Raw genomic sequence first — 26,940 nt, 5'->3', positions numbered from 1 at the left:
CGGCCTGTCAACAATCATTCAGGCAAACACAATATCACGTAACCTGTTGGCAAAATAAGGTATCAACAACCGTTCCCGCACCTCATCACCAACAACAAAACTCTCCCCACCACGCCCCTCAAGCGAAAAAAAGCACTTAACCAACGCACCATGGTCCGCCGGGCACACTACCCCAACCTCCAGCTGCTCCACCCACCGGGCAACACTGGTATCTTCCCCGCAAACGGCCAGCACCCCGGCACCAGACAGTGCATAACCAGACGATTTACTAGGGAAGGCGTACTTAGTAACTTCATCATCAATCGGCAGCAAAGCCCAGCGGTGTTGGTTCACCAACTCTGCTGCGTCGGTCGCTGGGATAATGCCCAGATAATCAACCTGACTATAAGCTTCAGCCAGCGCCTTCACATCTGGCACATGCACACCGCCACCGGCGAAGGTGAAGCGCAGTTTTCCGCCCTGTTGCAGGTAGTCTTGAATGGCGCTCATCAACAACGGTATTCGCTGCAAGCGGCCAGCGTTACCACAAAAAACGATATCTTTGGTACGCTGTGCCATGGGTACTGGCGTTACTTCAAAAGAGGGGTTATCCAGCAGATGAATGAGGCTTCGGGTGTCGTTGCGTTGCTGGATATACGCCTTCATATCCTCAGAGAGGGTAATAATCGCACCTGCATGGCGCAGGGTGTAATTGTCCACGGCTTTCAGCAACCGAAACACCAACCCATTCAGCTGCACCACAATGTTGGCGGCTTCCGGGTGAATGTCTTGCAGATGGTACACATACCTGGCGCCAAACAACCGGCAATACACAGCCACAATGAATGGCACCACCACAGGTGGGTTGGTGGCTACATACACATTGGCCGGTTTGGCACGCACCAGGCTGATGAACGTCCACAGCATAAAGAATATGGCTTCGGCGATGCGCTTGATCAGGCTACTGGCAGAAGTGGTATAAGCTTTACAGGCACGGATCTGAACCCCCTGACCTCGTCCTGCTGCGGTAAGCTCCTCTTTGAGGTCGCTTTCGGCCTGTGTGATAACACACACCTTACCCTCTGCCACCGCCGCTTCTGCTAACTGCAACAGGCCTTCGCCGATTGGGCTGTCATACTTAAAACTCCGATTAACAATCGCCAGAGCCGTTTTCTTACGCGCCATGGGTGGCATCCTTCCTTAATACTGCTTCCAAACTGTCTGCATTACATAATCACGATAACTATGAATAATGCGTACAACTTTATCCGCTACGTTCGGCATGCTGTAATCAGCCACCAACCGCAGGGTGCGTTCATCGCCGCAGCCCTGGGTTTCCAGAATGGCCAAGCCCTGTAATACACGTTCTTTGCTCAGGCCCACCATCATGGCGGCGGCTTCTTCCATGCCTTCGGGGCGTTCGTGGGCCTCACGGATATTCAGGGCCGGAAAGTTAAGAATGGAGGCTTCTTCGTTAATGGTGCCGCTGTCAGACAACACCGCCTTGGCGCTCAGCTGCAGCTTGTTGTAATCCTTGAAACCCAGCGGCTTCAGCAGGCGCACATTCTCATGGAACTGAACACCCATAGCATCTACTCGCTTCTGGGTTCTGGGGTGGGTAGAGACAATTACCGGGTAGTCATATTGCTCTGCCACCGCATTTAGGGTGTCGACCAGCGCCTGAAAGTTCTTGTCAGAATCCACGTTCTCTTCTCGGTGGGCGCTGACCACAAAGAACTGCCCTTCCGTAAGGCTAAGGCGCTCCAGAACATTGGAAGACTCAATGCCCTCGCGGAAGTGGTTCAGCACTTCAAACATCGGGCTGCCGGTTTTGATCACTCGGTCTGGCGGAAGGCCTTCACGCAACAGGTAATCGCGGGCGATGGTGCTATAGGTGAGGTTGATATCAGCGGTGTGATCGACAATGCGGCGGTTGATCTCTTCCGGCACCCGCATATCAAAGCAGCGATTACCGGCTTCCATATGAAAGGTGGGGATCTTGCGGCGCTTAGCGGGAATTACCGCCATGCAGCTGTTGGTATCGCCCAACACCAGCAGGGCTTTTGGCTGCACTTCGGCCAGAAGCCTATCGACGGCGATAATCACGTTACCGATGGTTTCTGCGCCACTGGCTCCGGCGGCATTCAAGAAATAATCCGGTTTGCGAATACCCAGATCCTCAAAAAAAATCTCATTTAGTTCGTAATCGTAATTCTGACCGGTGTGAACCAGAATATGGTCGCAATGTTGATCCAAAACCGGGATCACTCGCGAAAGCCGAATAATTTCAGGCCTTGTGCCCACAACAGTCATTACTTTCAGTTTTTGCATCATTGTTTCTCAACCTTTCAGGCTTTGGTGCCCACCGGGCAGGTAAACGTATCGGGGTGCTCACGGTCGAAAATCTCGTTGGCCCAAAGCATGCACACCAGCTCGCTTTCGCCTTCGTTGGTGATGTCGTGGGTCCAGCCCGGCACGGTTTCCACAATTTCCGCTTTATCGCCAGAGGTGCGCAGCTCATAGAACTCGCCCGTTAGCATGTGGCGGAAACGGAAACAGGCCTCACCTTTAATCACCAGGAATTTTTCAGTCTTGGAATGGTGATAATGGCCGCCACGGGTAATGCCGGGGTGGGCGGTAAAAAAGGAGAACTGGCCAGCATCTGGGGTTTTCAACATTTCCACAAACACACCACGCTCATCGCCATGCTGGGGCACGGTGTAGGTGAAGCTTTCCGGTGGCAGGTAACTCACGTAGGTGGAATACAATGCGCGTGCTAAGCCGGTGCCTACTGGCTCGGTAATCAGATTATCCCGGGTCGCTTTGAAGCGGTTAAGTTGGTCGACCAGTTCACCCACGGTGATGTGGTAAACCGGGGTTACATCGGCAAAGGGAGTGGGCGGCGCTACGCCTTCCAGCAGCGTCATAAAGCTGGCCACCACATCATCAACGTAAACCAGCTGAATAACGGCGGACGGATCGTTGATCTGCACCGGCAAATCCCGGGCGATGTTATGGCAAAAGGTCGCCACCGCTGAGTTGTAATTGGGCCGCGCCCATTTCCCGAAAACGTTGGGCAGGCGATAGATGTAAACCGGGCAATCTGTGGATTGGTTAAGCTCCAGCAAGGCGTCTTCTGCTGCACGCTTACTGGTTCCGTAGTCGTTATCCCGTTCCACCTGAATAGACGAGGTGTAAACTACAGGGATGTTACGACCCGTTTCTTTTAGCGCGTTACACAGCGCCTGAGTAAGGCCAGCATTGCCAGTCACGAATTCCGAAGGGTCTTGCGGGCGATTAATACCCGCCAAGTGAAACACCCAGTCCACGCCTTCCAGCAGGCCGGGCAAATCTGCCTCGGTGTGTTCACGAGTGAATGGCACAACCTCGACACCGCCCCGTTCACGCAAATGCATGTTCAGATTCTTGCCGATAAAACCGTTAGCACCGGTTACCAGTACCCGCATGGCTCACTCCTCCGTGTTGAGGTATTCACCCCGTTCCAGGGCACGAATGAAATCCAGCTTACGCAACAAGGTTTGCATACCGGCTATATCTAGGCGTTCGGTGTTGTGGGAGTTGTAATCCTCGGTGTGGGAAATTTTTTCCTCACCCTGTTCCACAAACTTGCCGTAGTTCAGATCCCGTAGATCCGGTGGTATTTGGTAATAGCCGCCCTTGTCCTGCGCGCAGGCCATTTCTTCGCGGCTCAATAACGCCTCAAACAGTTTCTCGCCGTGACGGGTACCGATCACGTTAATAGGGTGATTAGGCTTATCCATCAAATCGGTAAGTGACCGAGCCAGAGTTTCGATGGTGGCGGCAGGCGCTTTTTGCACAAACAGGTCACCATTGGAGCCATGTTCAAAGGCATAAAGCACTAGGTCCACCGCATCTGACAGGGTCATCATGAAGCGGGTCATGTTAGGGTCAGTGATAGTAATGGGCTGACCAGCACGGACCTGATCGACAAACAGCGGAATCACAGAACCACGAGAGGCCATGACGTTGCCATAACGGGTGCCGCAGATAACGGTCCTTTCTGGGTTCACATTACGGGACTTGGCCACCATTACCTTTTCCATCATCGCCTTGGAAATGCCCATGGCGTTGATGGGGTACACGGCCTTATCGGTACTCAAGCACACCACGCGTTTCACTTCGTTCTGAATGGCGGCTTCCAGCACATTTTCGGTGCCGAGAACGTTAGTTTTTACCGCTTCCATAGGGTGAAATTCGCAGGAAGGCACCTGCTTAAGCGCAGCAGCGTGAAAAATATAATCCACACCCCGGGTGGCATTCAGAATGCTTTGATAATCGCGCACATCGCCAATGTAGAACTTAAGCTTGGGATTGGCGTAGCGCTTGCGCATGTCATCCTGTTTTTTCTCGTCCCGACTGAAGATACGGATCTCTTCAATATCAGTATCTAAAAAGCGGTTGAGAACGGCATTGCCGAAGGAGCCGGTGCCGCCGGTAATCAACAGGGTCTTCTTCTTGAAGGGCATGTGGAGTAGTCCTTACTTCTTTTCGTAGGCGTATTTGAACAGGGCGATATTGGCGTCTATAGCGTCGCGTTGTGAGAATTTATTTTTGGCCCATGCAAGGACATTCTCGCGCATGTGAAGATGATCGTTGGCTGGCATAGAGGCCAATTCATCGAGCGCGGTGCTAAAGGCATGCGGGGTGTTAAGGGGAAGATCCCAACCGATACCCAGTGTTTGCAGGTTTCGCCAGGGAGTCGTGTCTGCAATTAAAATTGGTAGGCCCGCGCAAAGCGCCTCCGCAATAACGTGACCGTAGTTCTCACCCTTAGTGGGCATAAAAAATACATCGTACTCAGACATAGTTTTTACTACGATATCTGGTTTTAATTCACCTTTGTGTTCAACTTTAATGTGAGAAGGCAGTGTATTAATGATTTTCAAGCACTGCTGCCAATAATCATAATCTTCGACCGGCCCGTAAATATCATAGGTAAGTGGGTGATTAAGCTTCTGCAACATCTGCAGTGCTGCTAACAGGTTCTTCATTGGTGATATACGTGAAACAAAAACAGCCTTCAAAGGGCTTGAATCACGCAACTCTAGGCGCTCCGCAAACTCTTGCGCACCAATATCCTCAGCAACCTGAATGTCCACTCCCGAACCCAGAGCACGACGAATGTCTTCTGCTTCAAAATCACTAGACGCCTGAAACACCGTGCCCCGATGCAGCCCAAGCAACTTAAACACCGTAATGAAAACGCGTTTCTTAAAGGATTTAAGTGACAGCGCACCTTCCGAAAATTCCCCCCTTGGGCCTAGAACTACCTTTTTACGAAGTGCTTTAGCCAGCAGTAATGGGAAAAAGGAAAAACGAGGCGAGAAGAAACTGTTCAAATACACTACGTCGTAATCTTTAGCGCGCAACTGACGGGCGATCTGTGCGTAGCCGGTTTTGCCGGCTTGGGCGTAGAACACGGAGGCGTTGCCTACCGGATTCCAAGTGCCGCAGATTACCGAGGTGTAAGGTGAGGTATCGCCCAAATCTCTGTCGCTGGTGATAAGTTTAAAAGTTATTTCATCACCGGCCTGGTCGAACAGATTTTTGATGGTTTTTATGGGGCCACCGCCTTTGTAGCCGGGGAGGTAGTAGCCGGTAAACACTAAAACACTAATCATATAACTCTTCAAACCCCTTGACAGGACTTAGTTATTGAGGCTACCCATAAGGCTAGCATAGGCGCCTAAAGTAATAATCAAAGCTATGCGAAACCGTTCCCGAACAATAAAATATTGCGCACAAAACTAAAACTTTTAAATGAGAAATATAGAAGCATTAAAAGCACAAGCGGATGACGCAAACGATTTTCAGTCATCAATACCCATAGAGACAAAGTAATAGCCACCATATTTACTCTTTCTCCACCTAAAATAAGAACCAGAGGATAAAAAGGCAATAACACTACAAGCATTCTTTTCCAGTTTCTCGACGCTAATAAAGCAACAACCGTAAGCACCAGTAAATTTAAAATTACTAAAGGTGATCTATCTGCTGATGCATAAGCTAACGCTTTACTGGCTAAAGATGGAAAGAAAATTGCAAGAAAAAAAACAAAAATCACAGTAACCGAAAACAAAAAAAACAAAAACCTTCTACTAAAAAAACCTTTCTTTAAAAAAGCACGCACCTCTTCATAAAATTTACTCAAAAGTAGCGAAGGAGCAAAAACGAGAGATTGAAAGTGGGCAAGCGGCGCTGCAAAGAAAAACAACCTACTCATATTGCTGTTAAGCAAAACAGACATTAGCAAAAAAATATAGGCAAATTTAAGTCTTTCAGCCCCAGTCATAAGCACTATCAAATAATAGTTTGACAAAAAAAGTAGAATTACAACAAAGCCTGCTTTATATTTTCTCAAAAGAAGAATGACTTGCATAACAAGAATGGCGTTAAAAAAAGAAATATATTGGTCTTTTGGAAAACTAAAGCTAGAACCTAGCCATAATATAAAAATAGTAACCGGCTCACCTGCATCTACATATCCTCTAGCAAGCAGAAGAGCCTCTTTTAATGAAGCAGAATTTATGACTTCATAGAACGCTCTATAATGTACCTGATCCCCTGCAACATAATATTGAAGTAAGAACAAAGACCATATGTATGCAGCTGGAAATGCAAACACCCACAGAGCTAAGTTTAACTTATTAAAACGAACCATAAATAAAAACTCACTTAAAGCATTAAAAAACTTAACGCCTTAAAAAATAAGAAGGTTTTTAAAAGAAAATTAAATTCATCTTAATTTTTTCTTTTGTACTCATTGTAATTAAATCCCAAAAAATAAGATAGCGAACCAACCCCCCTCATTGTTCTGTCAACACCTGCCAACGCTCTTTGAAAACCAAAACATGGGAGATAAAAAAGAGCCTCGACTAAGCCTAAAGGTATTAATATAATGGCACGTAAAAACAACTTAAAACTTGAGGCACCTGTCATTAGCTTTTTCTCTATTAAACAATGCGTGAGCCCATACCTATATTGTCTTTGCAGCCTCCACCGAAGACTCTGTCGAAAACCGGACATATCTTCCTTAGCAATTGATTTATCACAATATCTTATAACAGCCCCTTTTTCTTTAGCTTGACGAAAAAAAAGAACATCAGTACCGCCAGTTAAGGGCATACTTTCATCAAACTTTAAGCTTTCTGCTAACCATGATTTAAATACAACATTGTCAGTTTCGCATCTATCACGAATACTTCCATCAGGTAAATTTCTTTTAAGCTCGACACGCTCATTATAGACTTGCATTACCTGGCCACTTACTACATCAACCCCTTCTCTATCAATTTCTTGAAGCATAATCTCAAGCCAATTGACCTTAACCTCCTCATCATCATCTATAAAGGCTATGAAATCAGCTTTATTTTCAAGGGCCTCGAACAAACATCGATTTCTTGCAAAAGGAATTCCCGGCTGAGCCTCCCAATAATAGTTTAAATCAATTAACTCTTTAAACTTATCACATACTTGTTGTGCTTTTGGTTTCGTATTATTATCAACTACTATCAAAAAAAACTCATACGTAGTCACAGACAAGCTGGCGTTTATTACTGAATCAATGCAACGAGCAAGCATTTCATTTCTATTGCAAGTTGCAACACATATTGCTATTTTTTTCACATTAACGTCTCTTTAAAATTAGTAGATAAACGCGTTTACGCATGAAGATTTAAATGAGCAAGTGCAATATATAGCTCATCAGGTAAACTATCGACATTTCCGTTGCTTGAGTAGCGCTATTTAAAAAATAATCCTAGAAATAAGTAGACTGGATATAAAGAAGTGATTTAATGGAGAACAAGCCAGTGTTCCTCGGAGAAGACGAGGCAACCTCTAAAGATTAAATTAACTTTATACTTGTACCATAATTCTGTGCCTTTCACCGCTTACTATGCCGTCTGATGGCAACCAGCAAGTGCCAAGTAAAAGTGGACGCCATTAGAGTTGATAGCAGCAGCATAAATGCCAGATGTTCTTTGTCTTGCCCCACCATTGCGTTAACCGGCAAAAAACCTATAGCAAACCCATTCAGCATATTGGTTAGCGATGCCCACCAGCAGCTTGTGGGTACTAACCATTGTTGCTTGTCATTCGCCAAAACCAAGGCAGTTACAAGGATTGTTAAAAGCAACCAGGCAGCAGGACGCAGATAATTTTGTCCGTGGTTGGAAATTTGAGCGTTTAACCAGAGTAAAATGCGCTCGCGGCGGTGCATGGGTTCGGCTTCCTGCTTCAGCTCTTTACGGTATGCCTGCAATTCGCGTGCAAAGTATTTATTGGCTTCAATATGATTACCCACAGCATCAAACGAATGTTTGATGATGCGGAAAGTTTCACGGTCAGTGCCTTGTATAGCTGTAGCTTTGAAGCGTGCGTCAAGAAAGTTGGGCTGCTCTTGCCGGTTAGTATTACGCAGGTCAAGCGGTTGATTGAAAACTGCGCCGCGGAAGTTGATAAAACTGTAAAAGGTTACGTAGTTTAAACGCACAGTCTTGGTAAAAAGTCCTTCACTACCAAAATAACAATTTTCAAAGCCTGTAAAGTCTCTAAAAATAGACTTTTTAATTAGAAAAATCTCAAACTGTGATTTATAAAAATCCGCCAACTGATTGAAATTCGTATCTTTAATAACAACCGATTGGCATTGGCAGTTGATTAATGCAAACTTTCTACTGAAGACTGTAGATGTCAGCTCAATCGACTGAAAATCCTTAACATTAGCCAGGCTGAATTTTTTATTGATAATGCAGTTTTTAAGTTTAATCTTTTTCAGCTGGGCTGGCTTTTCAACTGAAAAACTGAACAACCTTGTGTCTACTTCAGTATTTTTGATGTTGACACTATTCAGTTCACAGTTACTAAAAACAACACTATAGCCATTTACGGGAAATTGGCATAGCTCATTACCACTAATCGTAACCTTTTCAATAAACCTACAGACAGCGAACAAGGGTTTTTCATCTTCAGGTGCATCCCACTCTGCTACTAAATATTTCTGGTGAAAGGTACAACCAGTAAAGCGTGGCTGTAATAATTTCGCGTTGAAATCAGCACAATAAAAATGACAGCCAACAAAATGTATTTTAGGAACCAAAGAAAAAAGCCCTTGATAATCCCACACTCCTTCATTGTCACTTACAGGGAAGTGAATGTTCTTAACCTCAAATACTGTGGATTTTAGCTGATCTGCCAATTCATAGGCGTTGACCGCTCTCTTTTGCTCTTCATCGCGTTCGTCCATGAACATGCATTCGTAAACATTCTCCTTGATCGTATTAGAAAAATATTCTGTAAAAAGAGATTCAACAACTGCGGGCAAAATATTTAGTTGATCCGCTATGATTTTAATTAGGCAACCCCTAAACGCCTGATAAAACTCTTCACAAGCTGAGGAATCAGCCAGCCATTCGTGAGGATCAAGGGGTTTTGGGATGGTAAGCATTGGATTTTGATAGCTATTTATAGGAATTTATAGATTAAATATAAAGCAGTTAAGTACAGCATTCGCTAATCTAACTTGGTAAATATACAGCCATTTGAGTTCTTAATATAACTGACTTAAAAAAGGCTAAAACGTAACACGTAGAGCATTCAGAATGCTGGTTTTAACTTCACCGTTTTCGGCTACCAATACCGTAAGCCGGGCGTTCAGCTCTATCGTTAGGGTCTTCGCAGCAACGGAATTTTTGAGCGTGAACTTATTAACTTTCATACGATTGACCGACTATGTGGGCATGTGCATCTTTGCTTCGATTGATGCCCCAATGATAATGCTCAATATTCTTTAGAGACATTGCACGATTTCTCTATTAGTGGCTCCGAGCTGACTATAATCATCGGAACCCAAGAATCGATACACGGAACTATTGCTAGTGTTATTCGGCTAATTAGATAAATCATTATTGATTACACCAAATTAACTTTTTGCAACACTCCTCACTTTTTTCAGCGCCCTGCCAATTCTGCGCACAGTATTTGATGGGGCAGAATGATCAAGAAAAAGTAACATGCCCTGACCTTAACCCCCACCCTCCAACACCCCACAAACATATGCATAATCCTCGCGCAGCCAGGTGGCGTAATGTTCCAGCGATGGTGTGTATGTGTTCACAATGTTCATCCAGCGCGCTGCAGCAGCCCTGTCATTGCGCAGTTTCAGGTTGAAGTAGGCCAGGCCTATCAGCTGGTCTATCTGCTGACGGTGGTGTTTTATGCTTTCCATGTGTTTTGTGGCTTGGTCGAGCGCGTGCTGGGCAAGCCCTGAATATTGCTTACGCCAGCTTGGCTGTGCATTCGGTGGCAACTGGTCGTGATAGTCTAAAAGTTCATCACAGATGATTAACCAAGCCTCTATCACTTGCTGTGGTGTGCCTTGCTCGGCCAGCCATTCGGCTTTTTCACACAGGTGATTGAATAAACGCGTGAACGCTGCTTGCGTGGCGTCAGGGCCCTCGGCTAGTTCAATCTGTGCTTTATCGGCATCTGTTCGGTAACGATGCCATAGCATCAGTGGGCCGATCAATTTGGGCGACAAGGTGCTCAGGTAAGTTTCAATCGTCGCGTTGTGTGCCAGCAGTTGTTTAGCGGCACCTTGCATAAGCTTGGCCAGCCGTTCAGGCACGCTGCCGGCCTGGCTGAATACAGTTTCTATTTCCCGGCTCAGGTCATGGCGCAGTTCAACCAGGCCGGCCACACGGTCGCTTTCCGGTATGGCCGGTAACGGTTTTGCTAGCCTGCCCAGCAGGTGCTCGATTAACTCGGGGTAGTTGTCGGTTGTGCGCGGTATTCCATCATTGCGCACCATACGCAGCCGAGTGATATCCAATGCAAGCTGTTCGCGCGGTGTGCGTGTTTTTAAGCGCTCGAGCTGACGATCAAACTCTGCATAGATGTTGCGTATCCAGCCTGCATCACCGGCTTCACGCGCGGCGTGCAGGTGGTTGTTGAGCACTGCGATCACATGCGATAGCTCGGCGGTGTCACCTGCTGCCAGGGCTTCGCGCAGTACCTGTTTGGCTTCTTCTGGCTGGCCATCACGCACCAGCGCGATTGCCAGGTTGTGGTGGACAATATCGGTTAAGTCGGCTCGCGGCGCGTTGTTGAACGCCATTCGTGCGGCCTGCAGCTGCCGGAGCTGGGTATCCTTGCGCCCCAACAGGGCTTCAAGCCGTGCCAGATTATTATGTAAGAACACTCGTTCTGCAGGCGCCTTACAGCGATCCAGACCGGTTTCGAGTAGTGTCCGCGCCGGCAGAAAGTGCTCATTCAGTAACGCCAATTCAGCCTTGAGCAGCAAACAGCCGAGGTTTTCCGTGCATTCCTGGCCTGGGATAGCCGCCAGCCTGCGCTGTGCTTCGGCGGGGTTGTCGACATCAAGAAATAACTGCGCCCAAGCACATTGCAAACACAACCGCTCATCAGGTAACAAGTGCTGCGTGCCGCGCTCACTCAACGCCTCATGTGCGTTGATGAACTCCCCTTGCCAGCTATACGCCTGCGCCAACAAGGCGGCGCGCTTTACCTGATAATGCGCGCCTGCAAAACGCAGTTTTTTTTGCAAGCGGCTGATAGCGCGTTCAGGTTGTGCAGCATACAGGGCAGTTTTAGCCTCGTTAAGCCGTGCCCGTTCATGGGGCAGCAGCTTGAACCATACCAAACGTGCAAAACCAAGTGCGGCGATTATCAGCAATGCCAGAGTGACTGGCCCCTGCCCGGCTACCCCGCTACCACCCGCCAACATGAATGGCACGGTAACAATGGCGTAGCGCGGTACGGTGAGCCAGTGCAGTTTACTGGGTTGGATGAAGTCGATGAGGGATGACATGGTGTGATTGGCGCTCGCCCGCTACCCCACCACAAACTCGGCCAGCCGTTCGGTTTCCGCCATTGCGATCACTTCAGCGCCTGTTTCGGCCAACAGATCGATGGCACGTTCGTAGGCTTGAGTATGTGGCGTGCCCTGATCTACCGGCCCATCGACTGCAAATAGCATCTGTCTGGGTTGTTTGCCTCGGCGCGCTAGTTCCTTCATACGAAACTGCCACTGGCCGGCTTTTTCGACCATTTTGATGGTTTCAGGCTGGCGAAGATCCAGAGGCTTAATGGCTTTGCATACCTGCCTACCCAGCCGTGCTACAAACGGTAGTGCTACCTGGTATTCATTGTCGCCGAGCTTGGTCGCTTTGTACTGGTTTGCCAGGTCATATTGTTTTAAAAGCGTTCTGATTCTCTTTTCGAGCACGGTTTCGCGGTATTGCGGTGTTACAAAGCTGTGCTCGACGTAGTGTTCGTAAAGTTCGGCCAGGGTTTTGGTCAGGTCATCAGTTAGCACCACACCGGGTTCACTGAACCGGAACAGCGCTTCACGCGGACGGGTCAGTTCCTGGAACAGCCCTGCCGTCAGCGCCGTTTGGCTTGAGGCCAGTTGCTGGATGCGCGTCAGTTCGTTTTTCATCGCCTGGATAGCGGTCTTGTAAGTGCGGCTGTCGAGGTCCTTGAAAAAGTCGGTCAGCCGCTTGTAGCGTTTTTCCTGCAGCTGAAAGCCAAAATAGCCCGTATTACCAGCCGCCAGCACAATGCCGACGTTGGCAAATTCGCTTGTTTCGACATAGGGCATAAACCGCAGTATGGCGTACTGGCAGGCTATTCGTTTCATGGTGAATTCCAAAAATTGGTGTCAGCTACTCTGTTCAGTAACTGATGGGTCTGTTCTGTATCAAAGCCAACCGGAATAGTCATCTCATCATCAATGTACCACCACCCATCAGGTACACTTTGGATGATAGCATGCCAACTTCCCAGCGCTTGCAACATCATGTCGCGTAACATTGCCTGTGTTTCCGGGTCAGCTTGCAATAAACAGAATTGCTGGTGAAATACATGATGCGCAAGGAAAGCGGTTGCATCAAAACCGGTATCGAATGCCTGATTATGGTCAATAACGACCAGTTTCCGCTCAACCTCATCCCAGAACAGATTGGGATTACCGCCCTCGAACGATAGCGTTCGATCCTCATTGTGAATCCACCAATCGAATGCAGCGACCCGTTTCTGCAAGTTTTCGGGTATCTCGTTAATACGACTGTATGCCAGTTCAGTTACCCCGCACTCACGCGATCCAAAGGCTGGGCCTGAGCCCAAGTCTGACAAATCAAAACCACCTTGGAGCGCAAGCAATTCTTCAGGTACATCGACAATAACGAACGGGGCGATGGGGACATTCAGCAGTAATGCCAGTTTGCCCGCAATCCACTCGCAGAGCAGACTGCGGCAGCTGGCACCTTTACCCTTAACAAAGTAGATATTGTCATCATCGCCTCTACAGATATATGGGCGAGTCACCCCTTGATTAGCGCGGCGTATGACTTCAATAATCTCGACTCGTCTCATGAAGCACCCGATTTTTGCCGCAACGCTTTACCTTCTTGCGCCATAGTCGACCATCGCACCATGCCATTTTGATCTTTCCACGCTTTTGGGCGGTTCATCAGCTTATTGTAATAATCCTTATTACTGTAAAAGCACAGATGTGGACGCCCTTGGTGGTGTGACCGTGAGCGACGGACAATTAGCAGATAATCACCCATTCGTAACATCTCGATGGGCGCAATGATCAAATTACTTACGAGCGGATGCCCCTTGGCCGCTGCCAAATATTCCTGTGTAAAAAAGAAGTTGAAAAAATACATCGTCTCAACAAAGGCGTTGACATCCATATCTGCACTCGCCAAGTAGAACTCAACACGCACATACCCTGGGTCAGCGGTTGATACACTGTGGGCCTTCTTGGTTACCGGTTTGGCTTTGGAATCTTGGTTTTTGTAGCCACTTTCATACGCGAAAATAGGTACAGGTACTTGCGTACTGACTGGGAGGTGCAAACTGTCATCAAGTAAAGTGCGGTAGCATGATTTTGCTTTCAGATGCACCTTGGGCTTCATTTCACCCGCTTGCGCACCATGATAGGTCAATTCAATTGAGTCCAGCAGCCGCACCCGTTGTGGATCAGTTGGCTTGTCGGCCCATACCTGCGCATACTTGATTCCATAACCAATTATTTTGATCTGCGCATGATTTTCCTGCAGTACTTTCTGGCGTTCATGCTTTATCGAAAGTTTGAGCAGCTTGTTGCCGTGTATATTGGTCAGGTAGAAGGCTTTTTGATTTTCTTCAGTTGCCATTCGCAACATTCTGATGCGGCCTTCTACTGTGCTTGCGGGGGTAAAGTAGTCGTTTATTGTCAGCACATATTCCCCCAAGCCATCGGTTACTCCAGGTTTTGGTTAACGCCTTTGCTGATCCTACCCGCCCTACTTAACCCCAAACACCTCTGCCACGGCGGTTTTCAACTCGTCCGGCTTGCCAGTTTGAGGGATGCGGCCTTTAGTGCGGTGACTCAGTTTGGTTACCCGTTCGTAAACCTGCGGGTCTGTAGTGATAGCGGTCAAGCTGTTTGTTCAGTACCTCAGTGCAGCATTCTCTTCCAGCGTTGTCGAATAGGGCTTTTAACTCCATATTTGTTGATTCAAAGCTATTTGAATCAATTTGAGCCTTTTTTTAAGTCCATCATTTCCCCTAAGAGTTCAAGCCCATAATCATTATAATAGTTTGCCATATTTGCGGCAGGGGTAAATGTTAGCTCGCCAAATACAGGCACATCATCTTTATCATAAAAATCGACACGTACAAATGTAAATGGTTTTGCAAGGGCCTCTGCATGTCGTACCATTTCATCAAAGCAAGCAGGCTTTCCAATAGCTTTGGCACTTTCGTTTTCTTTGTGCCCAATATTGAGGCGATTCCATTCCAAGTCGAAGAAGTCTAGCTTTAAGCTATCTTCACGTTCTGAACAGACCAAAACCAGTTTTGCTACGCCATTGAAGCAGTATATTTTATAGTCGAGAGGCAGAAAACCTGCTTTGTTTTCAATATATTCTTCGACAATTATTTTTGGTTCAATCAGATCATAATGCGGCTCTAATACTTTTTCTCCAAATTTTTCACCAAGCCACTTATTAAGTTTTTTTGTAACTTCATTCCGACAAAGTTCATACTTGTTTTTCGTTACTATATTGTAGGCACAACCATGATTGCACTTCATGGCAAATTTTTCAGGCAGTTTATCCCATTCAACATCTGATGGCTTATCATAAACTGCGATTAATTTATTTAAAATTGAAGAGTCATAGTTTTCTTCTATGTATTGATAGACAGCATATTTATCGGCACATACTGCTTTTAGAGATTGATCTTCATTAAGCTTAAGCCACTGTAGCTTTTCGTTGAAATCTTTTGGATTTTTTAAGTTAATCCACTTCCCTGTTGTTTTGAAGTGGAGCAGTTTTGTTGCCAACACAGGTGATACCTTATTAAGCAACTGAAAAAACAGCCGAAATATTTGATGGTATGCTGACTTTAGTGGCTCGGGCAGAACTGTCTTAATATATTTTTTCATTAACTTTTCGCTTTAATCTCTAAGGCATGCCTTGCAGCATAGTAATACGCTTCATTACGCATAAAATGCAATTGCGTCAGCGGTTTTTTTACATGTTTTCTGCGGCCCAGAATAGTTGCCGCTATCTCTTTTAATGTGCCTCTTACAGTACCATCAAACGGTAACTTGCTGGCTGAGGTGATTAGGTTACACCTGACAATATTTTCATATGCACGTAGATTCATTTCATCATGTGCTGTTTCATAGCCTGAACCCAAAGCTTCACTCAGTTTTTTTAGATCCACTTCTTTATCAGCCAACCGTACTTTTTTGTTCTGGGTAATATGATGTACTGCTTCGAAACTGGGTGCTTTACCTTTAATCAATTCAAGCATTACAGCATATGAGTGGTTTTCATAGTTAACCGCGTAGCCATAATCGAAGTAGAAATTTCCCAAGCTATAAAAAATCAGTGATTCATTATGTTCTTCATATCCTTGTGGTACATGGGGGTGTGAGCCGATAACCACATCAGCACCCAAATCACAAAGATGCTTATAACGTACACGCCATTCCTTTTGAGGAATACTATAGTTTTCTAATCCCGCATGAGCACATACAATGACGAAGTCGCACTCCTTTTTCAGAGCGATAACTGCAGTGTCAATTTTAGGGTGGTTAATCCAAGCATAGCCTGCTTTTTCTTCACGCTGAAAATGATCTATCACGCCAAACTGCGCCTCACAGGCATTGACGATGCCAACGGTGATATCACCTATTTTCTTTATAAGTGGTGTATAAGCACTGTTCTCATCAACATCTGCACCTAAAGTCTCAATACTGGCTAAGTGTGCTGCATTCAATGTTGCAACAATCCCTTCTGTGCCGTAATCAAACATATGGTTGTTGGCTAATAACAGCAGGTCAAATCCTTGTTGCTTAAGTCCAGTGATTGTACTGGCTGGCTGTGCCAAGTGTGGGCCACTTTTCGGTTGAGGTGTTCCAAACCCAATGATGGGGGCTTCAAAATTACAGATTGAGTAGTCTGCAGACTTAACAATCGCTTCAAGATCGGGATCGCATACAATGCCATCTTTGTTTTGGTAGTTGACTACATCACCACATACAAAAAGCTTTGTCATTTAACCCCTCAACTTATCAAATTTTTTACACTTCTGTAACACGATCCCAATCAACACAACGTTCAGCAACGCACCAAGCACTGAATACGCTATTACTGCTGCCAAATCTGATTGATATATATAATAAGCAGCAGCCAATGCACCTAGTCGCAACACTATAGTGACAATGGTAAAAACCAGCTGAAAAGCTTGTGCGTCCACAACTGGAATAGCTTTTACAGATGGGTTATTAGCAAACATAAAGTACATCCAGAGTGCCAGCCAGCGTGCATATTCCCCTGCCATGGTCCATTCAGCACCAAATACAAAGGTAAACAGCCAGGGGCCAAATACCATAATCAAGCCAAAAGGCACAACGCCAACCGCTGCCAGTAGAAGAGTTGCCTTTCTCACCAGAGGATAGAGCGGCTCGCGGTTGTTGGCCGCTTCGCTTATGCGAGGGTAAAACACATCACCAACCGACTTGCCAATCAAGCCTGCCGGTATTCCCATTATGGTTCTACCCAGGGTGTAAAATCCGGCTGATGTGGGGCCAAAAAAAGCCGCCAACATCAATACAGGCAAGCCCTGAGAAGCTGCGTTAATCGTCACTTCTGGCGCACGAAACATGGGGAAATCCCGATACTTGTATGCCAGTGCCTTGATGCTGCCTGCTTTGTTTTCAGATATACCATCAGCATGCTGGCTAACCCGGCGCAAGCCTAGCCACAACAAGAGTGCATATACACCACTGGTAAGCGTTTGCAACACAATCAAAACGGCGGCTAGCGGATACCACACACCAACACCTGCCTTGGTGCTGTTGATTATCGCGGACTGTATGACTGCAACACGCGCTGTCACTTTGAATTGCTTGTGCCGTATCAGCCACTGTTCTAATACCTGATGCAGCGCTGCAAACAGCATGGCAAAAGGGATGAGCCATAAATACTGGCTGATGGTATCGGCACCGAGAAGCTGCGCTAGACTATCGCCCCAGGTCAGAGTCAACGCCAGCGCAATGGCAGACAGCCCAACAGCTAATAGCATGCTGAGCTTGGCAAGGCCTTTGGCTTCTGCATCCTCCTTTGGCAGCACAATGGCGATGGGGTACGTCAGTGCCGCCATTGGCGTTAATACTGCCATTATGGCCATGAACGTACCCAACAAGCCGAAGGCTTCTGGCCCATAAAGCCGAGTAATAATTGGCGCAAAGGCCATGGTGATTGCTTGGGCACCCGCCGTTCCGGTGGCGACTATAGCGACGTTACGCACAAACTTACTGCTAGCAAGGCGCTTAGCGTGGGTGATCACTGGTGGGAACCCGCTGTTATAAAGGCTTTTAAAGATAGCTTTGTCATTTTTTTAATAACAAAGCTAACACTAAGGTGATTGCCATTCTGCTTTTAACTCACTGGCAGGCCTGCGCTACTTACTTATACGAATATTACTTGTACGAATAGTTGTAATACCCATAGCCATAACTGGTGGCGGCCTTCTTCTCCATGGCGTTGAGGATGGTGCCTTTGGTGGTTACGCCGGCTGTTTCTAAGCGCCGCTGGGCTATTTGCAGTTCTTTAATCGGGTTTAGCTGGAAGCGCACCACCATTAGCGTAGTGCCGCACTGCTTGCCCACCACGGCAGCATCGGTAACTGCCAGAATGGGCGGGGTGTCAATCACTACCAGGTCAAAGCGTTGGCTGGCTTGTTCTAAAAATTCGCTAAAGCGCTGGTTAAGCAGTAGCTCTGAAGGGTTGGGCGGTGCGCTGCCCCGGGCAATGTAGCTTAGCCCTTGCTGGTTGCCCTGCCGAACTACTTCATCCAACGTGGCTTTGCCGGAAAGCAGCTCGGAAAGCCCGCCTTCGCTTTGTGCGCCAAAGGCGTGGTGAATGTGGCCTTTGCGCATGTCCGCATCTACCACCAGCACTTTTTGGCCTGCCTGGGCGCATACCGCAGCTAAGTTAATGGAAATAAAGCTTTTACCAATGCTGGGGCTGGGGCCGGTAATCACTAAGCGGTTATTGCCCGCTTCTAACATGGCGAAGTGCAGGCTGGTACGCAGCGAACGCAGGGCTTCAATAGAGGTATCTGCTGGGGCTAGGTCTGCCAATACGCCGCTGGAAATGTTGCTGCCGTGTTTGTCGCTGCGGTGTTTCACCCGTTTTATCAGCTTTTGCTGCTCTTCTGATAGCGGCACGGTGGCATAAACGGGCAAACCGATTTCTTCAATTTGCTCGGGGGATTCTACCCCGCGGCGCAACATGCCGCGCACTAGCACTAACCCCACTGCCAGCATGCCGCCCAGCAGTGTGGCCAGCACGACAATCAGCGGCTTTTTGGGGGCTACGGGGTGGCGTTGAACTACGGCGCTATCCAGAATACGCACGCTGCCTACGGTGCTGGCCCTTACAATGTTCATTTCTTGAATTTTATTAAGCAGCTGCACGTAAATGGCTTGGGTGACTTCTACATCCCGCGTCATTCTTAAAATTTGCTGCTGGGTTTCGGGCAAATCGCCTACGCGCTCATTCAGCCGCTGGCGTTCACGCTCTAGCTGCTGCTTTTTTTCCAGCAACGCGGCGTAGGTGGGGTGGCTTGGCGAAAAGCGCCGGGAAATATCCGTTTCGGCAAACTCCAGCTCGTTCAGCTGGTTTTCTAGATTTACCAGCCGTTCGAGTACCGATTGGGTTTCTAGGGAAAGGTCTACGCTGTCTTGCTGGGTGCGGTAGGTGTTTAGCGCATCTTCTGCTTCGCGTAGCTGTGCCTGCACCTCTGGGGTTTGTTCTTCTAGAAATTCCAGGCTTTGTTCGGCTTCAGCACTTTGGCGTTGCACGTTTTGGGTAAGGTATACCTGGCTGATGGCATTCAGGGCGCGCTGGGCGCGCTGGGGGTCGGGGTCGCTCAAGGCTAGGTCGAACAGGCCGCTGTCTCGGCCTTGCTGGCTTACGGTGAACGCGCCACGTAGTGAATTAATGGCCTCTAGCCGTGGGCGTTGCACCAGGGTGAACTCGGCCCCCGGTGCGGCCTGTATTTCAGCAATTCTTAGCTGCACCTGGCCACCTAGAAACGCGGCATTTTGGCCAATGTGGCCTTCGCCTAGGGGTTCTTCATCTAGGTAAAGGTGGTAATTATTGGCTTCGCCCGCTATTAGCGTAAAGGCTTGGCCTTGCAGGGGCGGTTCTACTTGCAGTTCGCCCACATTCAGCGCTTCACCCGCCCATACGCTGCTGTTAAACGATCCGTTTGAAAAATCAGGGCGCTCTACCCCGCGGCGTACCAAAAACTCCCCCACTACGGGCAGGCGCTTGGGGGTCACAATAATGTCTAGCCGTTCTTGGTCTACCGCACGCCCTAGCACTAACCGCGAACGCAAAATACCCAGTTCGGCTTCGGCTTTGGTTTCTTCGCCGAACATGGCGCGCACATCTTCCAGCGGGTTGCCGCCGGCTTTGCTTTCTACTTGCACTAGCGCATCGGCACGAAAAACCGGCGTGGCGAGCAGGGCGTATATTACCCCGGCGATACTGAACAGCGCGGTTATCGCAATAATTAGCCACTTGTGATCAAGCAGTAGGCCGAACAGGCGGCCTAGGTCGATTTCATCATCGGCAGATTGGGGCGGCTGAGAAGGTTGATCAGACATTGACATTGGCTCTGCTACTAGATGATTAGGGAAAACGGAATTAGAGGGAGCGCTTGCTTACAGCTTGGTGGCCCAGGTAGTGGCGGCTTGTTTGATGAGCGTGTGCACGTGCTCAAAAGCTTCTTGGCTTTTGCGGTAGGGGTCGGGTATATCGCGGCCTTGGCCGTTTTCCAACCAGCGGCCTAGCCGCAGGGTTTTGCCCAGTGCGGTTGGGTCCATTTCCCCTACTGCCCGGCGTTGGCTGTCGCTCATCACTAGCACTAGGTCGGCTTTTTGCAATAGCTCCGGCGTTAGCTGGCGGGCTTGGTGGCCGCTTACGTTGATGCCTTCGGCTTCGGCCAGCTGTTTGGCGGTGGGGTCTACCCCTTCGCCTACCCGGGCGCTTAAGCCTGCCGAGCTGATCTCGCGTTCTGGCAAGGCGGCTTTCAGCAGGGCTTCTGCCACGGGGCTGCGGCATATATTACCAATGCATACCACCAAAATGCGCTGAAACATGGGCACACCCTCCTGGTGTTAGCGGTTCTGCTAAGCATGTTGGTTACAGGTCGCGTGAGTCTGACACGCTTTCAGCCGCCACGCCGGGTAACTGCACCGAAGGCAGCAGCGAGCTAACCACACGGTTCCAGCGGGCCAGCGGTGCGGTGGTTACGTAAACCACATCGTGCGGTTGTAGCGGGAACTGGCTGCCCAGGCTAAACGCAATCGCGTTGCTAACATCTAGCTGATACACCGTGGCCAAGGCGTTTGTGGGTTCTTGATTGGGGCGCACAACAAAAATGCCGGTGGCTTCAGCAGAATTTTCATTAATGCCGCCGGCGCGGGCAATGGCATCGGTTAGGGTAATGCGTTCGTTACCCACCAGCAGGTTGCCTGGCCTAATCACCTGCCCCATGATCGCCACGCCTTGGTTGCTGGCACTGGGCACGTGCACCATGTCGCCATCTTGCAATAACAGGTTTTGGCGTTGGTCGCCTTCGCGCATTAGCGCAAACAGCGATAAATGCTGCTCTTCACCGTCTCGGGTGAGAATGATGTTATGCCAGTTGGCGTTTTCTTGGGCGCCGCCTACTTGGCTAATGGCGTCTCTCAGCGTTAATGGAACGTTGGTTACCGGCAGGGTACCGGGGTTTTCTACTGAGCCGCTAACGTATACCTTTTGCGAGCGAAAGGCCGCCACGCTGACATCTACCTGGGGTTCGGCAATAAATGCCACCAACCGGCGCGCCAGCATACTGCGCACTTCTTCTAACGTCATGCCGCCCACTTCTACCCGCCCTATAAAGGGGTAGAAGATAGTGCCGTTGGTATCTACTTGGTTGCCCGCTTCGGCAGGGCTGCGTTCCCCCCCGGCGGGAATGGTCAGTTCAGGGTGGTCGTACACCGTTACGCTGAGCACATCGCCGGGGCCAATGCGGTATTGGTAGGTTTCAAGCGCTGCGCGCAGTTCGTTGCTCATCGGCTGGGCGCCGGAAACCGTTTGACGGTAAGTGGCTACTAGCCCGGGCGTGATGGGTTCAATATCTACCAGGTCATCAATGGGTGCTGCGCGGGTGTTGGATTCGATATGCCCGCCAGGGGCAAGGGCACAGCCACTAAGCAGGCTAGCCGCTACTAAAACAAGCAGGAGAGGTCGTGGGGATTGCATGCAGTTCAAGGCCTTGGGTTTAATTCAGGCACGCTACCGCCCCGAGATACTATGGCGCATTCTCGAGGCCTGGAGGTGCTTGGCACACGCTGCACTAGCGCGTCACCGTTAAGCGAACGGCTGCTATCCAATGAGTTCAAGCATCATGGATTCAAGCTTCGCGCTTATACCTAACGGTTATGCACAGCCGTATTAATGCAAACACACGGGTAGCCAGTGTTATAAGCGTGTTTTTATTAAAAAATTAAGTATCTAAGCTGAAAAAGCTCATGCGCCAATTGGTTAACTGTTCGCACGGTATTTAAGCTTTTATTTGGGGCCGCATAGTACACAGGCATGAAAGAGTGCGCTAGAGGGATTGATTCAAGGTCGTAAAATTCGCCAGTTTTTTACGGTTTTTGTAAGAGATATCTTACAAAACGGTGTTTTTTAGCGTTAGCATTCACCTCCAAAAATTAATTAGTACAGAGGGTATAGTCAGCCTTTATTACACGAGCTACCATGCTACCGTATTAGGGGTACATGACGTTTTTCATGTTCTGTTGAGCTAGCTGTTTTTCTCAACACCCGTTGTCTCAGCATCGGCTATCTCAGTACCCTGCTGTCTCAACACCCCGCTATCTCAACACCTCACTTTGCAAAGGTAATTGTTATGATGATTAAAAAACGTTTCGCACTGCTCGCTATTGCTAGCATGCTGGCTTCACCGCTGGCGATTGCCCAAACAGAATCCGGCGCGGGAGCGGGTACTGGCGGTGGCTCAACCGCTGGCTCTACTGCTGGTACTGGCGCAGCGGGCGGTGGTGCTGGTTCAGGCGCGGCGGCAGGCGGTGCAGCAGCCGGTGGCGCAGGCGCGGCTTCTGGCGGCCTTGCAGGGCTTGCGGCGGCTACGGGTCTTTCTACTACGGCATTAGTAGGTGTGGGTATTGCCGCGACAGTAGCGGTTGGCGCTGGCGTTGCAGCCGCAACCGACAGCAGCAGCACCGGCACAACCGGCACCAACTGATTGGGTTTTCTGCATGACGCTAGTCAAAAAGTTGCAGAGTAGTAGCGAGAAGACAAGTAGCAAGAAGATAAATAGTAAGAAGAGCATGAGCAAAAAGAGCCGCCAGCAGGCGGCTTTTTTACGTTTCTCTTTTTTAATTTCTTCTTTACGCATGCCTAGAGTAGCGACGCTAAGGGCCGTTAGCGTGGTGGTGGGTGCGGGGCTGCTTAACGGCTGCGCCAGCGGGGGAAATTCACCGCTTGATGAGGCGTTAACCGCTTTGTTGCCGGATAAGGCGGCGGCTAACGCGCAGGCTTCTGAAATCTCGTTTGCTTCTTTGATGGTGAATACCAGCGACCGCCAGGGCTTGTTGGTGCTGGGCGCTATGGGCGGGCCGGCCACGTTCTGGCCTACCGGCAACAACAGCATGATCAGCCTTTACCATGGCGGCTTACAGGCCACGGCGGGCCTGCCTGAAGATTTATTAACCACCCGCTATTTCCCCCTAGACGCAACAGAAGCCGCAGATTACGTGCCTTGGCAACAAGCCACTCCCGTTGAATATCGTCTGGAACGCCTTTGGGAAGATAATGAAGGCCTAACACGGGCGCTAGGCGCTACGGCGCGGCTAACCTGCGAGGCGCCTACGGTAGTGGCATACCCCTTGGGCGAACAGCGGGTAGAACGCTGTGTTTCGCACCGCCAATGGGATGATGGCAGCAACACCCGCGCTACCCTATGGCGCGATGCCCACAGCAAGCGCCTATGGGCGGTGGATGAAGTTCCTTGGCCTGAAGGGCCCCGCATTCAATGGGAGGTTGCTCGGCCATGGTGGTAAAACGCGTTTTTAAGCGGTTTTTAAAACAGATAGCTAAACAGATCGTTAAACAGGCAGCCAAACGGCTTACATGGCAAAAAACGTGGCGAAATGTTGCCGTTGTTGCGGCGGCGTTCGCTTTTTATGCGCCTTTAACGGTAAACGCGCAGCCTGGCGCCCCCAGCCTGGTTGAAGGGTGGCAGTTAACCCTTGAACAACACACCGCTTCCATACCTTGGAGCCATGCCTTCGCTTTGCGCCAAGATGAAACCGCGCACCTGCCCGAAAAACATCGTCGGCTTATTCACGAACTGGAAACCTTGCGTATTAGCGCTCGGGTTGCTAACCAACCTGAACTGGCTGCTGGCTTGGCGCATTGGAAGAACGCGATAAGCGGGTTTTCTGCCCAGCACGCTAGAACACCTGGGCGCTTTGACCTGCCATGGCTGGGCGCCCACCTGCGCCAGGTGCCGCCGCTTTCAGCCATTGCTGTTTGGGGCTTTTGCCAGGTGCCCGATTGGGTGGAAGTGTGGAGCCTAGATGGCGTGCAGCGCGTACCCTGGCACGCTGAGCTTTACTTGGCAGAGCTAACCCGTGGGCTTTCAAAAGCGGCCAGCCAGGCTGACCACGCCGCGCTGATTATGCCCAGCGGCAACGTGCTGCGCCGTGGCGTGGCTAGCTGGAACCGCGAGAAAACGCCGCTGGCCCCAGGCAGCCGGGTGTTTTTTGAACTGCCCCACCACCAGGGCCTGCGTAGTGCGCTACCACGTGCGCTGCCGCTTCCCGATATTGACACTGAGCGAACGCTGGTTAACCAGTTATTACCGACCTTGCTTTCTACCCGCCTGCCCGGAGACGAATGCCCCCTATGGCAAGCCAACTAATGTGCATGTTTAACGCATCCAAGCTCAAAGCACTTACGTTTCAAACGCCCAAGACCTTGCTGCCGGTGTTTACGCTGGTGATTTGCCTGCCTGCCGTGGCGCAGATTCAGCCGTTGGGTACCGGGCAAAGCGATTTTGGTGGCGTGGGGTTAATGCAAACACCTACCGCACGCATGTTGCCTACCGGCAGCATGGCGGTTAGCTGGAGCCGTACTTCCCCTTACCGCCGTTACAACGTTTTTTTTCAGCCCACCGACTGGCTAGAAGGGGGCTTTCGTTACGTTGAAGTTGAAAACCGCTTATACGGGGAAGATATCGCCGGCGATCGTCCTCTACTGGACAAGGGCTTTGATGCCAAGCTGCGTTTGCTGGAAGAAACCCGCTATTGGCCGCAGTTGGCGGTTGGTTTTCGTGATTTTGGCGGCACCACCCTGTTTGGCGCCGAATATTTAGTGGCCAATAAGCGCTGGGGCAATTTTGATGTAAGCCTGGGGCTTGGCTGGGGCTATTTGGGCACTGCCGCTGATGTGGATTCCCCGTTGGGCTGGCTTGCCGACCGCTTTGATGAGCGCCCTGCGCGTGCCGGCGGGGATTTTGGCGGCGAGTTCGCCGTTGACCAGCTGTTTAGCGGCCCCGTGGCGCTGTTTGGCGGCATTGAGTACCAAACGCCCTGGAACCCGCTGGTACTGCAGCTTGAATATGAGGGCAACGATTACAGCAACGAGCCACAGAACAACCAGCAGGAACAAGACTCGCGCTTCAACCTGGGGGCGCGCTTTGCCTTAACCGATAACCTTTCTTTGCAGGGCGGCTGGCAGCGTGGCAATACCGCCATGGGCGGGATCAGTTACACCATCGATTTGGCCGGGCTGCGCCAGGTAAAGAACGACCCTGCCCCGCTACCGCTTGATACGCCTTCCTACGAAAATTGGCAGCAGGCAAGCCAGGCGATGAACCAAAATGCTGGCGTGCGGGTTAACCGCATTACCCGCCGGGGTAACGACCTGCGCGTAGAAGCTGAACCGGTACGTTTCCGCTCGCTTCCCCAAAGTGAAGGCCGCGCCGCGCGCATTTTGAATGCCCAATTAGGTGAGGATATAGCGGGTGAAGAGATCGCGGGTGAAAACATCGATACTTTCCGCTTTCAATGGCAGGAACGGGGGTTGCCGCTACGCGAAAGCGTGCATGACCGGGCTGCCTTTGTAGATGCCGCCCAATCAGCTGAAAATGAGTATCGCCACCGCTACGGCATTTATGCCCATGCCAACCTGAACACCACCGCCGATGAGGTGCTTTATGAAGCGGACCATCAACGCTTTACCTGGGGCATAGGGCCACGCATCAACCAGAACTTTGGTGGCCCAGATGGCTACTTGTACCGCCTGTTGGTGGTGGCCGACGCTGAGTATCACCTTACGCCCAATAGCTGGTTTTCCGGCGAGGCTGCCTGGACAGCGTTAGACAACCTTGATAACTATGAATACATTGCCGATTCCAACCTACCCCGTGTGCGTACCTATATCGGCGACTATCTTAGAGAGTCTTCCCTGGGCATTGAGCATTTGCAGTACACGCACACCCGCAAGCTGAGTGACAATGTTTTTGCCATGGGGTATGGCGGCTTACTGGAAATGATGTATGCGGGTGCCGGGGGCGAGGTGCTTTACCGGCCTTTCGATAGCTCATACGCCTTTGGCGCTGACCTGAACTGGGTGCAGCAACGCGAGTTTGAGCAAGGCTTTGGGCTGCGTGATTACACCACTTGGACAGGCCATCTTAGCGCTTATATCGACACCGGTATTGAAGATGTATTAGCCAAGGTAAGCGTGGGGCGTTACCTGGCGGGGGACGTGGGCGGCACGCTGGATTTCTCGCGGGAGTTTGATTCTGGTGTGCGCCTGGGCGCTTGGGGCACCTGGACCGATGCAGGCGATGACTTTGGTGAAGGCGGCTTTGATAAAGGGCTTTACTTGTCGATTCCTTTTGATGCTTTCTTTACACGTTCAAGCCGCGAGCGGGCCAATATTGCCTGGCAACCGCTTACCCGCGATGGGGGTGCTCGCCTGGAACGACGCTACAACCTGTATGACATGACGCTTGAGCGTGACCTGGGCCGTTACTGGGATGAATATAGTAAAAGCTGGGATTGAAAAATGTCGGGGCGCGGTCGTGTGGTGTACAACAAGCCCCTCGAACTCATGCTCGACATCGCTCAGAAAGACTTGGCCTTTGCGGGTGACTGCAAGGCAGTTATACAAGACCCTCAATAATCATCCCCCGAAGGAGCGAATCGTTCTGGCTAAGAGCTTCCCGAGCGCATCGGGCCTTAACAAACAACTGACGCAGTGGAAGAAAGTGTCGGAACTTACGATCCTTTTGTGGGCT

22 protein-coding genes are annotated in these 26,940 nt (G+C 49.7%); 4 read left to right on the top strand and 18 right to left on the bottom strand.

Annotated features, from left to right (window positions below):
* Positions 1–18: 18 nt before the first annotated feature.
* The 18 genes from FKN99_RS05835 to FKN99_RS05750 all read right to left on the bottom strand — a co-directional run bounded on the left by FKN99_RS05835 (position 19) and on the right by FKN99_RS05750 (position 21,869).
* Positions 19–1,164: a glycosyltransferase gene (locus FKN99_RS05835; RefSeq protein ID WP_172117009.1), complete on the bottom strand. Its 1,146-nt coding sequence runs from the start codon at positions 1,162–1,164 to the stop codon at positions 19–21.
* A gap of 15 nt (positions 1,165–1,179) precedes the next feature.
* On the bottom strand, positions 1,180–2,313 hold the full coding sequence (gene wecB / locus FKN99_RS05830) for a non-hydrolyzing UDP-N-acetylglucosamine 2-epimerase (RefSeq protein WP_319941238.1): 1,134 nt from the start codon (positions 2,311–2,313) through the stop codon (positions 1,180–1,182).
* Positions 2,314–2,327: 14 nt separating this feature from the next.
* The gene (gene wbjC / locus FKN99_RS05825) at positions 2,328–3,446 is read right to left on the bottom strand and encodes a UDP-2-acetamido-2,6-beta-L-arabino-hexul-4-ose reductase (protein WP_172117008.1); all 1,119 of its coding nucleotides are present in this window, start codon (positions 3,444–3,446) and stop codon (positions 2,328–2,330) included.
* Between the two features lie 3 nt (positions 3,447–3,449).
* Complete coding sequence (locus FKN99_RS05820) at positions 3,450–4,487, bottom strand: polysaccharide biosynthesis protein (protein WP_172117007.1); 1,038 nt, start codon at positions 4,485–4,487, stop codon at positions 3,450–3,452.
* Between the two features lie 12 nt (positions 4,488–4,499).
* A complete protein-coding gene (locus FKN99_RS05815; RefSeq protein WP_172117006.1) occupies positions 4,500–5,642 on the bottom strand; it encodes a glycosyltransferase family 4 protein in 1,143 nt (380 codons plus the stop codon).
* 83 nt (positions 5,643–5,725) lie between these two features.
* Positions 5,726–6,682, bottom strand: a complete 957-nt coding sequence (locus FKN99_RS05810) for a hypothetical protein (protein WP_172117005.1) — start codon at positions 6,680–6,682, stop codon at positions 5,726–5,728.
* A gap of 80 nt (positions 6,683–6,762) precedes the next feature.
* A complete protein-coding gene (locus FKN99_RS05805; protein ID WP_172117004.1) occupies positions 6,763–7,647 on the bottom strand; it encodes a glycosyltransferase in 885 nt (294 codons plus the stop codon).
* Between the two features lie 259 nt (positions 7,648–7,906).
* Positions 7,907–9,469, bottom strand: a complete 1,563-nt coding sequence (locus FKN99_RS05800; RefSeq protein ID WP_172117003.1) for a hypothetical protein — start codon at positions 9,467–9,469, stop codon at positions 7,907–7,909.
* Between the two features lie 576 nt (positions 9,470–10,045).
* The gene (locus FKN99_RS05795) at positions 10,046–11,851 is read right to left on the bottom strand and encodes a tetratricopeptide repeat protein (protein ID WP_172117002.1); all 1,806 of its coding nucleotides are present in this window, start codon (positions 11,849–11,851) and stop codon (positions 10,046–10,048) included.
* A gap of 21 nt (positions 11,852–11,872) precedes the next feature.
* Positions 11,873–12,682, bottom strand: a complete 810-nt coding sequence (locus FKN99_RS05790) for a DUF3037 domain-containing protein (RefSeq protein ID WP_172117001.1) — start codon at positions 12,680–12,682, stop codon at positions 11,873–11,875.
* Positions 12,679–13,416 (bottom strand): HipA family kinase, encoded by a 738-nt coding sequence (locus FKN99_RS05785; RefSeq protein WP_172117000.1) that lies wholly within the window; start codon positions 13,414–13,416, stop codon positions 12,679–12,681. Before FKN99_RS05785 ends, FKN99_RS05790 begins: the two co-directional genes overlap by 4 nt.
* Positions 13,413–14,273: a hypothetical protein gene (locus FKN99_RS05780; RefSeq protein WP_172116999.1), complete on the bottom strand. Its 861-nt coding sequence runs from the start codon at positions 14,271–14,273 to the stop codon at positions 13,413–13,415. Before FKN99_RS05780 ends, FKN99_RS05785 begins: the two co-directional genes overlap by 4 nt.
* A gap of 293 nt (positions 14,274–14,566) precedes the next feature.
* A complete protein-coding gene (locus FKN99_RS05775) occupies positions 14,567–15,481 on the bottom strand; it encodes an ATP-grasp fold amidoligase family protein (RefSeq protein WP_172116998.1) in 915 nt (304 codons plus the stop codon).
* A complete protein-coding gene (locus FKN99_RS05770; RefSeq protein ID WP_172116997.1) occupies positions 15,481–16,602 on the bottom strand; it encodes a CapA family protein in 1,122 nt (373 codons plus the stop codon). Before FKN99_RS05770 ends, FKN99_RS05775 begins: the two co-directional genes overlap by 1 nt.
* A complete protein-coding gene (locus tag FKN99_RS05765) occupies positions 16,603–17,856 on the bottom strand; it encodes a lipopolysaccharide biosynthesis protein (protein WP_319941237.1) in 1,254 nt (417 codons plus the stop codon).
* 172 nt (positions 17,857–18,028) lie between these two features.
* Positions 18,029–20,230, bottom strand: a complete 2,202-nt coding sequence (locus FKN99_RS05760) for a polysaccharide biosynthesis tyrosine autokinase (protein WP_216657980.1) — start codon at positions 20,228–20,230, stop codon at positions 18,029–18,031.
* 51 nt (positions 20,231–20,281) lie between these two features.
* Positions 20,282–20,719 (bottom strand): low molecular weight protein-tyrosine-phosphatase, encoded by a 438-nt coding sequence (locus FKN99_RS05755; protein ID WP_172116994.1) that lies wholly within the window; start codon positions 20,717–20,719, stop codon positions 20,282–20,284.
* Between the two features lie 43 nt (positions 20,720–20,762).
* Positions 20,763–21,869, bottom strand: a complete 1,107-nt coding sequence (locus FKN99_RS05750) for a polysaccharide export protein (RefSeq protein WP_172116993.1) — start codon at positions 21,867–21,869, stop codon at positions 20,763–20,765.
* Between the two features lie 652 nt (positions 21,870–22,521).
* On the opposite strand from FKN99_RS05750, the gene FKN99_RS05745 reads away from it, so the two are divergent.
* The 4 genes from FKN99_RS05745 to FKN99_RS05730 all read left to right on the top strand — a co-directional run bounded on the left by FKN99_RS05745 (position 22,522) and on the right by FKN99_RS05730 (position 26,705).
* Positions 22,522–22,875 carry a hypothetical protein gene (locus FKN99_RS05745; RefSeq protein ID WP_172116992.1) on the top strand — a complete coding sequence of 118 codons (354 nt, stop codon included), beginning with the start codon at positions 22,522–22,524 and terminating at the stop codon, positions 22,873–22,875.
* 85 nt (positions 22,876–22,960) lie between these two features.
* Positions 22,961–23,692 (top strand): YjbF family lipoprotein, encoded by a 732-nt coding sequence (locus FKN99_RS05740; RefSeq protein ID WP_172116991.1) that lies wholly within the window; start codon positions 22,961–22,963, stop codon positions 23,690–23,692.
* Entirely contained in the window at positions 23,683–24,555 is an 873-nt protein-coding gene (locus tag FKN99_RS05735; RefSeq protein WP_172116990.1) for a capsule biosynthesis GfcC family protein, read from the top strand. The genes FKN99_RS05740 and FKN99_RS05735 overlap by 10 nt, the downstream gene beginning before the upstream one ends.
* Complete coding sequence (locus FKN99_RS05730) at positions 24,540–26,705, top strand: YjbH domain-containing protein (protein WP_253926972.1); 2,166 nt, start codon at positions 24,540–24,542, stop codon at positions 26,703–26,705. The genes FKN99_RS05735 and FKN99_RS05730 overlap by 16 nt, the downstream gene beginning before the upstream one ends.
* Positions 26,706–26,940 lie beyond the last annotated feature (235 nt).

Source organism: Halomonas hibernica (assembly GCF_013183775.1).
Lineage (GTDB): Bacteria > Pseudomonadota > Gammaproteobacteria > Pseudomonadales > Halomonadaceae > Vreelandella > Vreelandella citrativorans.
Note: the sequence above shows the minus strand (reverse complement) of the source record. Positions and strands in the feature narration are given on the sequence as shown.

Coding starts and splice junctions, on each gene's coding strand:
- FKN99_RS05730 (WP_253926972.1), top strand. CDS start 24,540: ATGGCAAGCCAACTAATGTGCATGTTTAACGCATCCAAGCTCAAAGCA.
- wbjC (WP_172117008.1), bottom strand. CDS start 3,446: ATGCGGGTACTGGTAACCGGTGCTAACGGTTTTATCGGCAAGAATCTG.
- FKN99_RS05835 (WP_172117009.1), bottom strand. CDS start 1,164: ATGGCGCGTAAGAAAACGGCTCTGGCGATTGTTAATCGGAGTTTTAAG.
- FKN99_RS05820 (WP_172117007.1), bottom strand. CDS start 4,487: ATGCCCTTCAAGAAGAAGACCCTGTTGATTACCGGCGGCACCGGCTCC.
- FKN99_RS05745 (WP_172116992.1), top strand. CDS start 22,522: ATGATGATTAAAAAACGTTTCGCACTGCTCGCTATTGCTAGCATGCTG.
- FKN99_RS05775 (WP_172116998.1), bottom strand. CDS start 15,481: ATGAAAAAATATATTAAGACAGTTCTGCCCGAGCCACTAAAGTCAGCA.
- FKN99_RS05785 (WP_172117000.1), bottom strand. CDS start 13,416: ATGAGACGAGTCGAGATTATTGAAGTCATACGCCGCGCTAATCAAGGG.
- FKN99_RS05760 (WP_216657980.1), bottom strand. CDS start 20,230: ATGTCAATGTCTGATCAACCTTCTCAGCCGCCCCAATCTGCCGATGAT.
- FKN99_RS05810 (WP_172117005.1), bottom strand. CDS start 6,682: ATGGTTCGTTTTAATAAGTTAAACTTAGCTCTGTGGGTGTTTGCATTT.
- FKN99_RS05735 (WP_172116990.1), top strand. CDS start 23,683: ATGGTGGTAAAACGCGTTTTTAAGCGGTTTTTAAAACAGATAGCTAAA.
- FKN99_RS05800 (WP_172117003.1), bottom strand. CDS start 9,469: ATGCTTACCATCCCAAAACCCCTTGATCCTCACGAATGGCTGGCTGAT.
- FKN99_RS05755 (WP_172116994.1), bottom strand. CDS start 20,719: ATGTTTCAGCGCATTTTGGTGGTATGCATTGGTAATATATGCCGCAGC.
- FKN99_RS05770 (WP_172116997.1), bottom strand. CDS start 16,602: ATGACAAAGCTTTTTGTATGTGGTGATGTAGTCAACTACCAAAACAAA.
- FKN99_RS05815 (WP_172117006.1), bottom strand. CDS start 5,642: ATGATTAGTGTTTTAGTGTTTACCGGCTACTACCTCCCCGGCTACAAA.
- FKN99_RS05740 (WP_172116991.1), top strand. CDS start 22,961: ATGAGCAAAAAGAGCCGCCAGCAGGCGGCTTTTTTACGTTTCTCTTTT.
- wecB (WP_319941238.1), bottom strand. CDS start 2,313: ATGATGCAAAAACTGAAAGTAATGACTGTTGTGGGCACAAGGCCTGAA.
- FKN99_RS05750 (WP_172116993.1), bottom strand. CDS start 21,869: ATGCAATCCCCACGACCTCTCCTGCTTGTTTTAGTAGCGGCTAGCCTG.
- FKN99_RS05790 (WP_172117001.1), bottom strand. CDS start 12,682: ATGAAACGAATAGCCTGCCAGTACGCCATACTGCGGTTTATGCCCTAT.
- FKN99_RS05795 (WP_172117002.1), bottom strand. CDS start 11,851: ATGTCATCCCTCATCGACTTCATCCAACCCAGTAAACTGCACTGGCTC.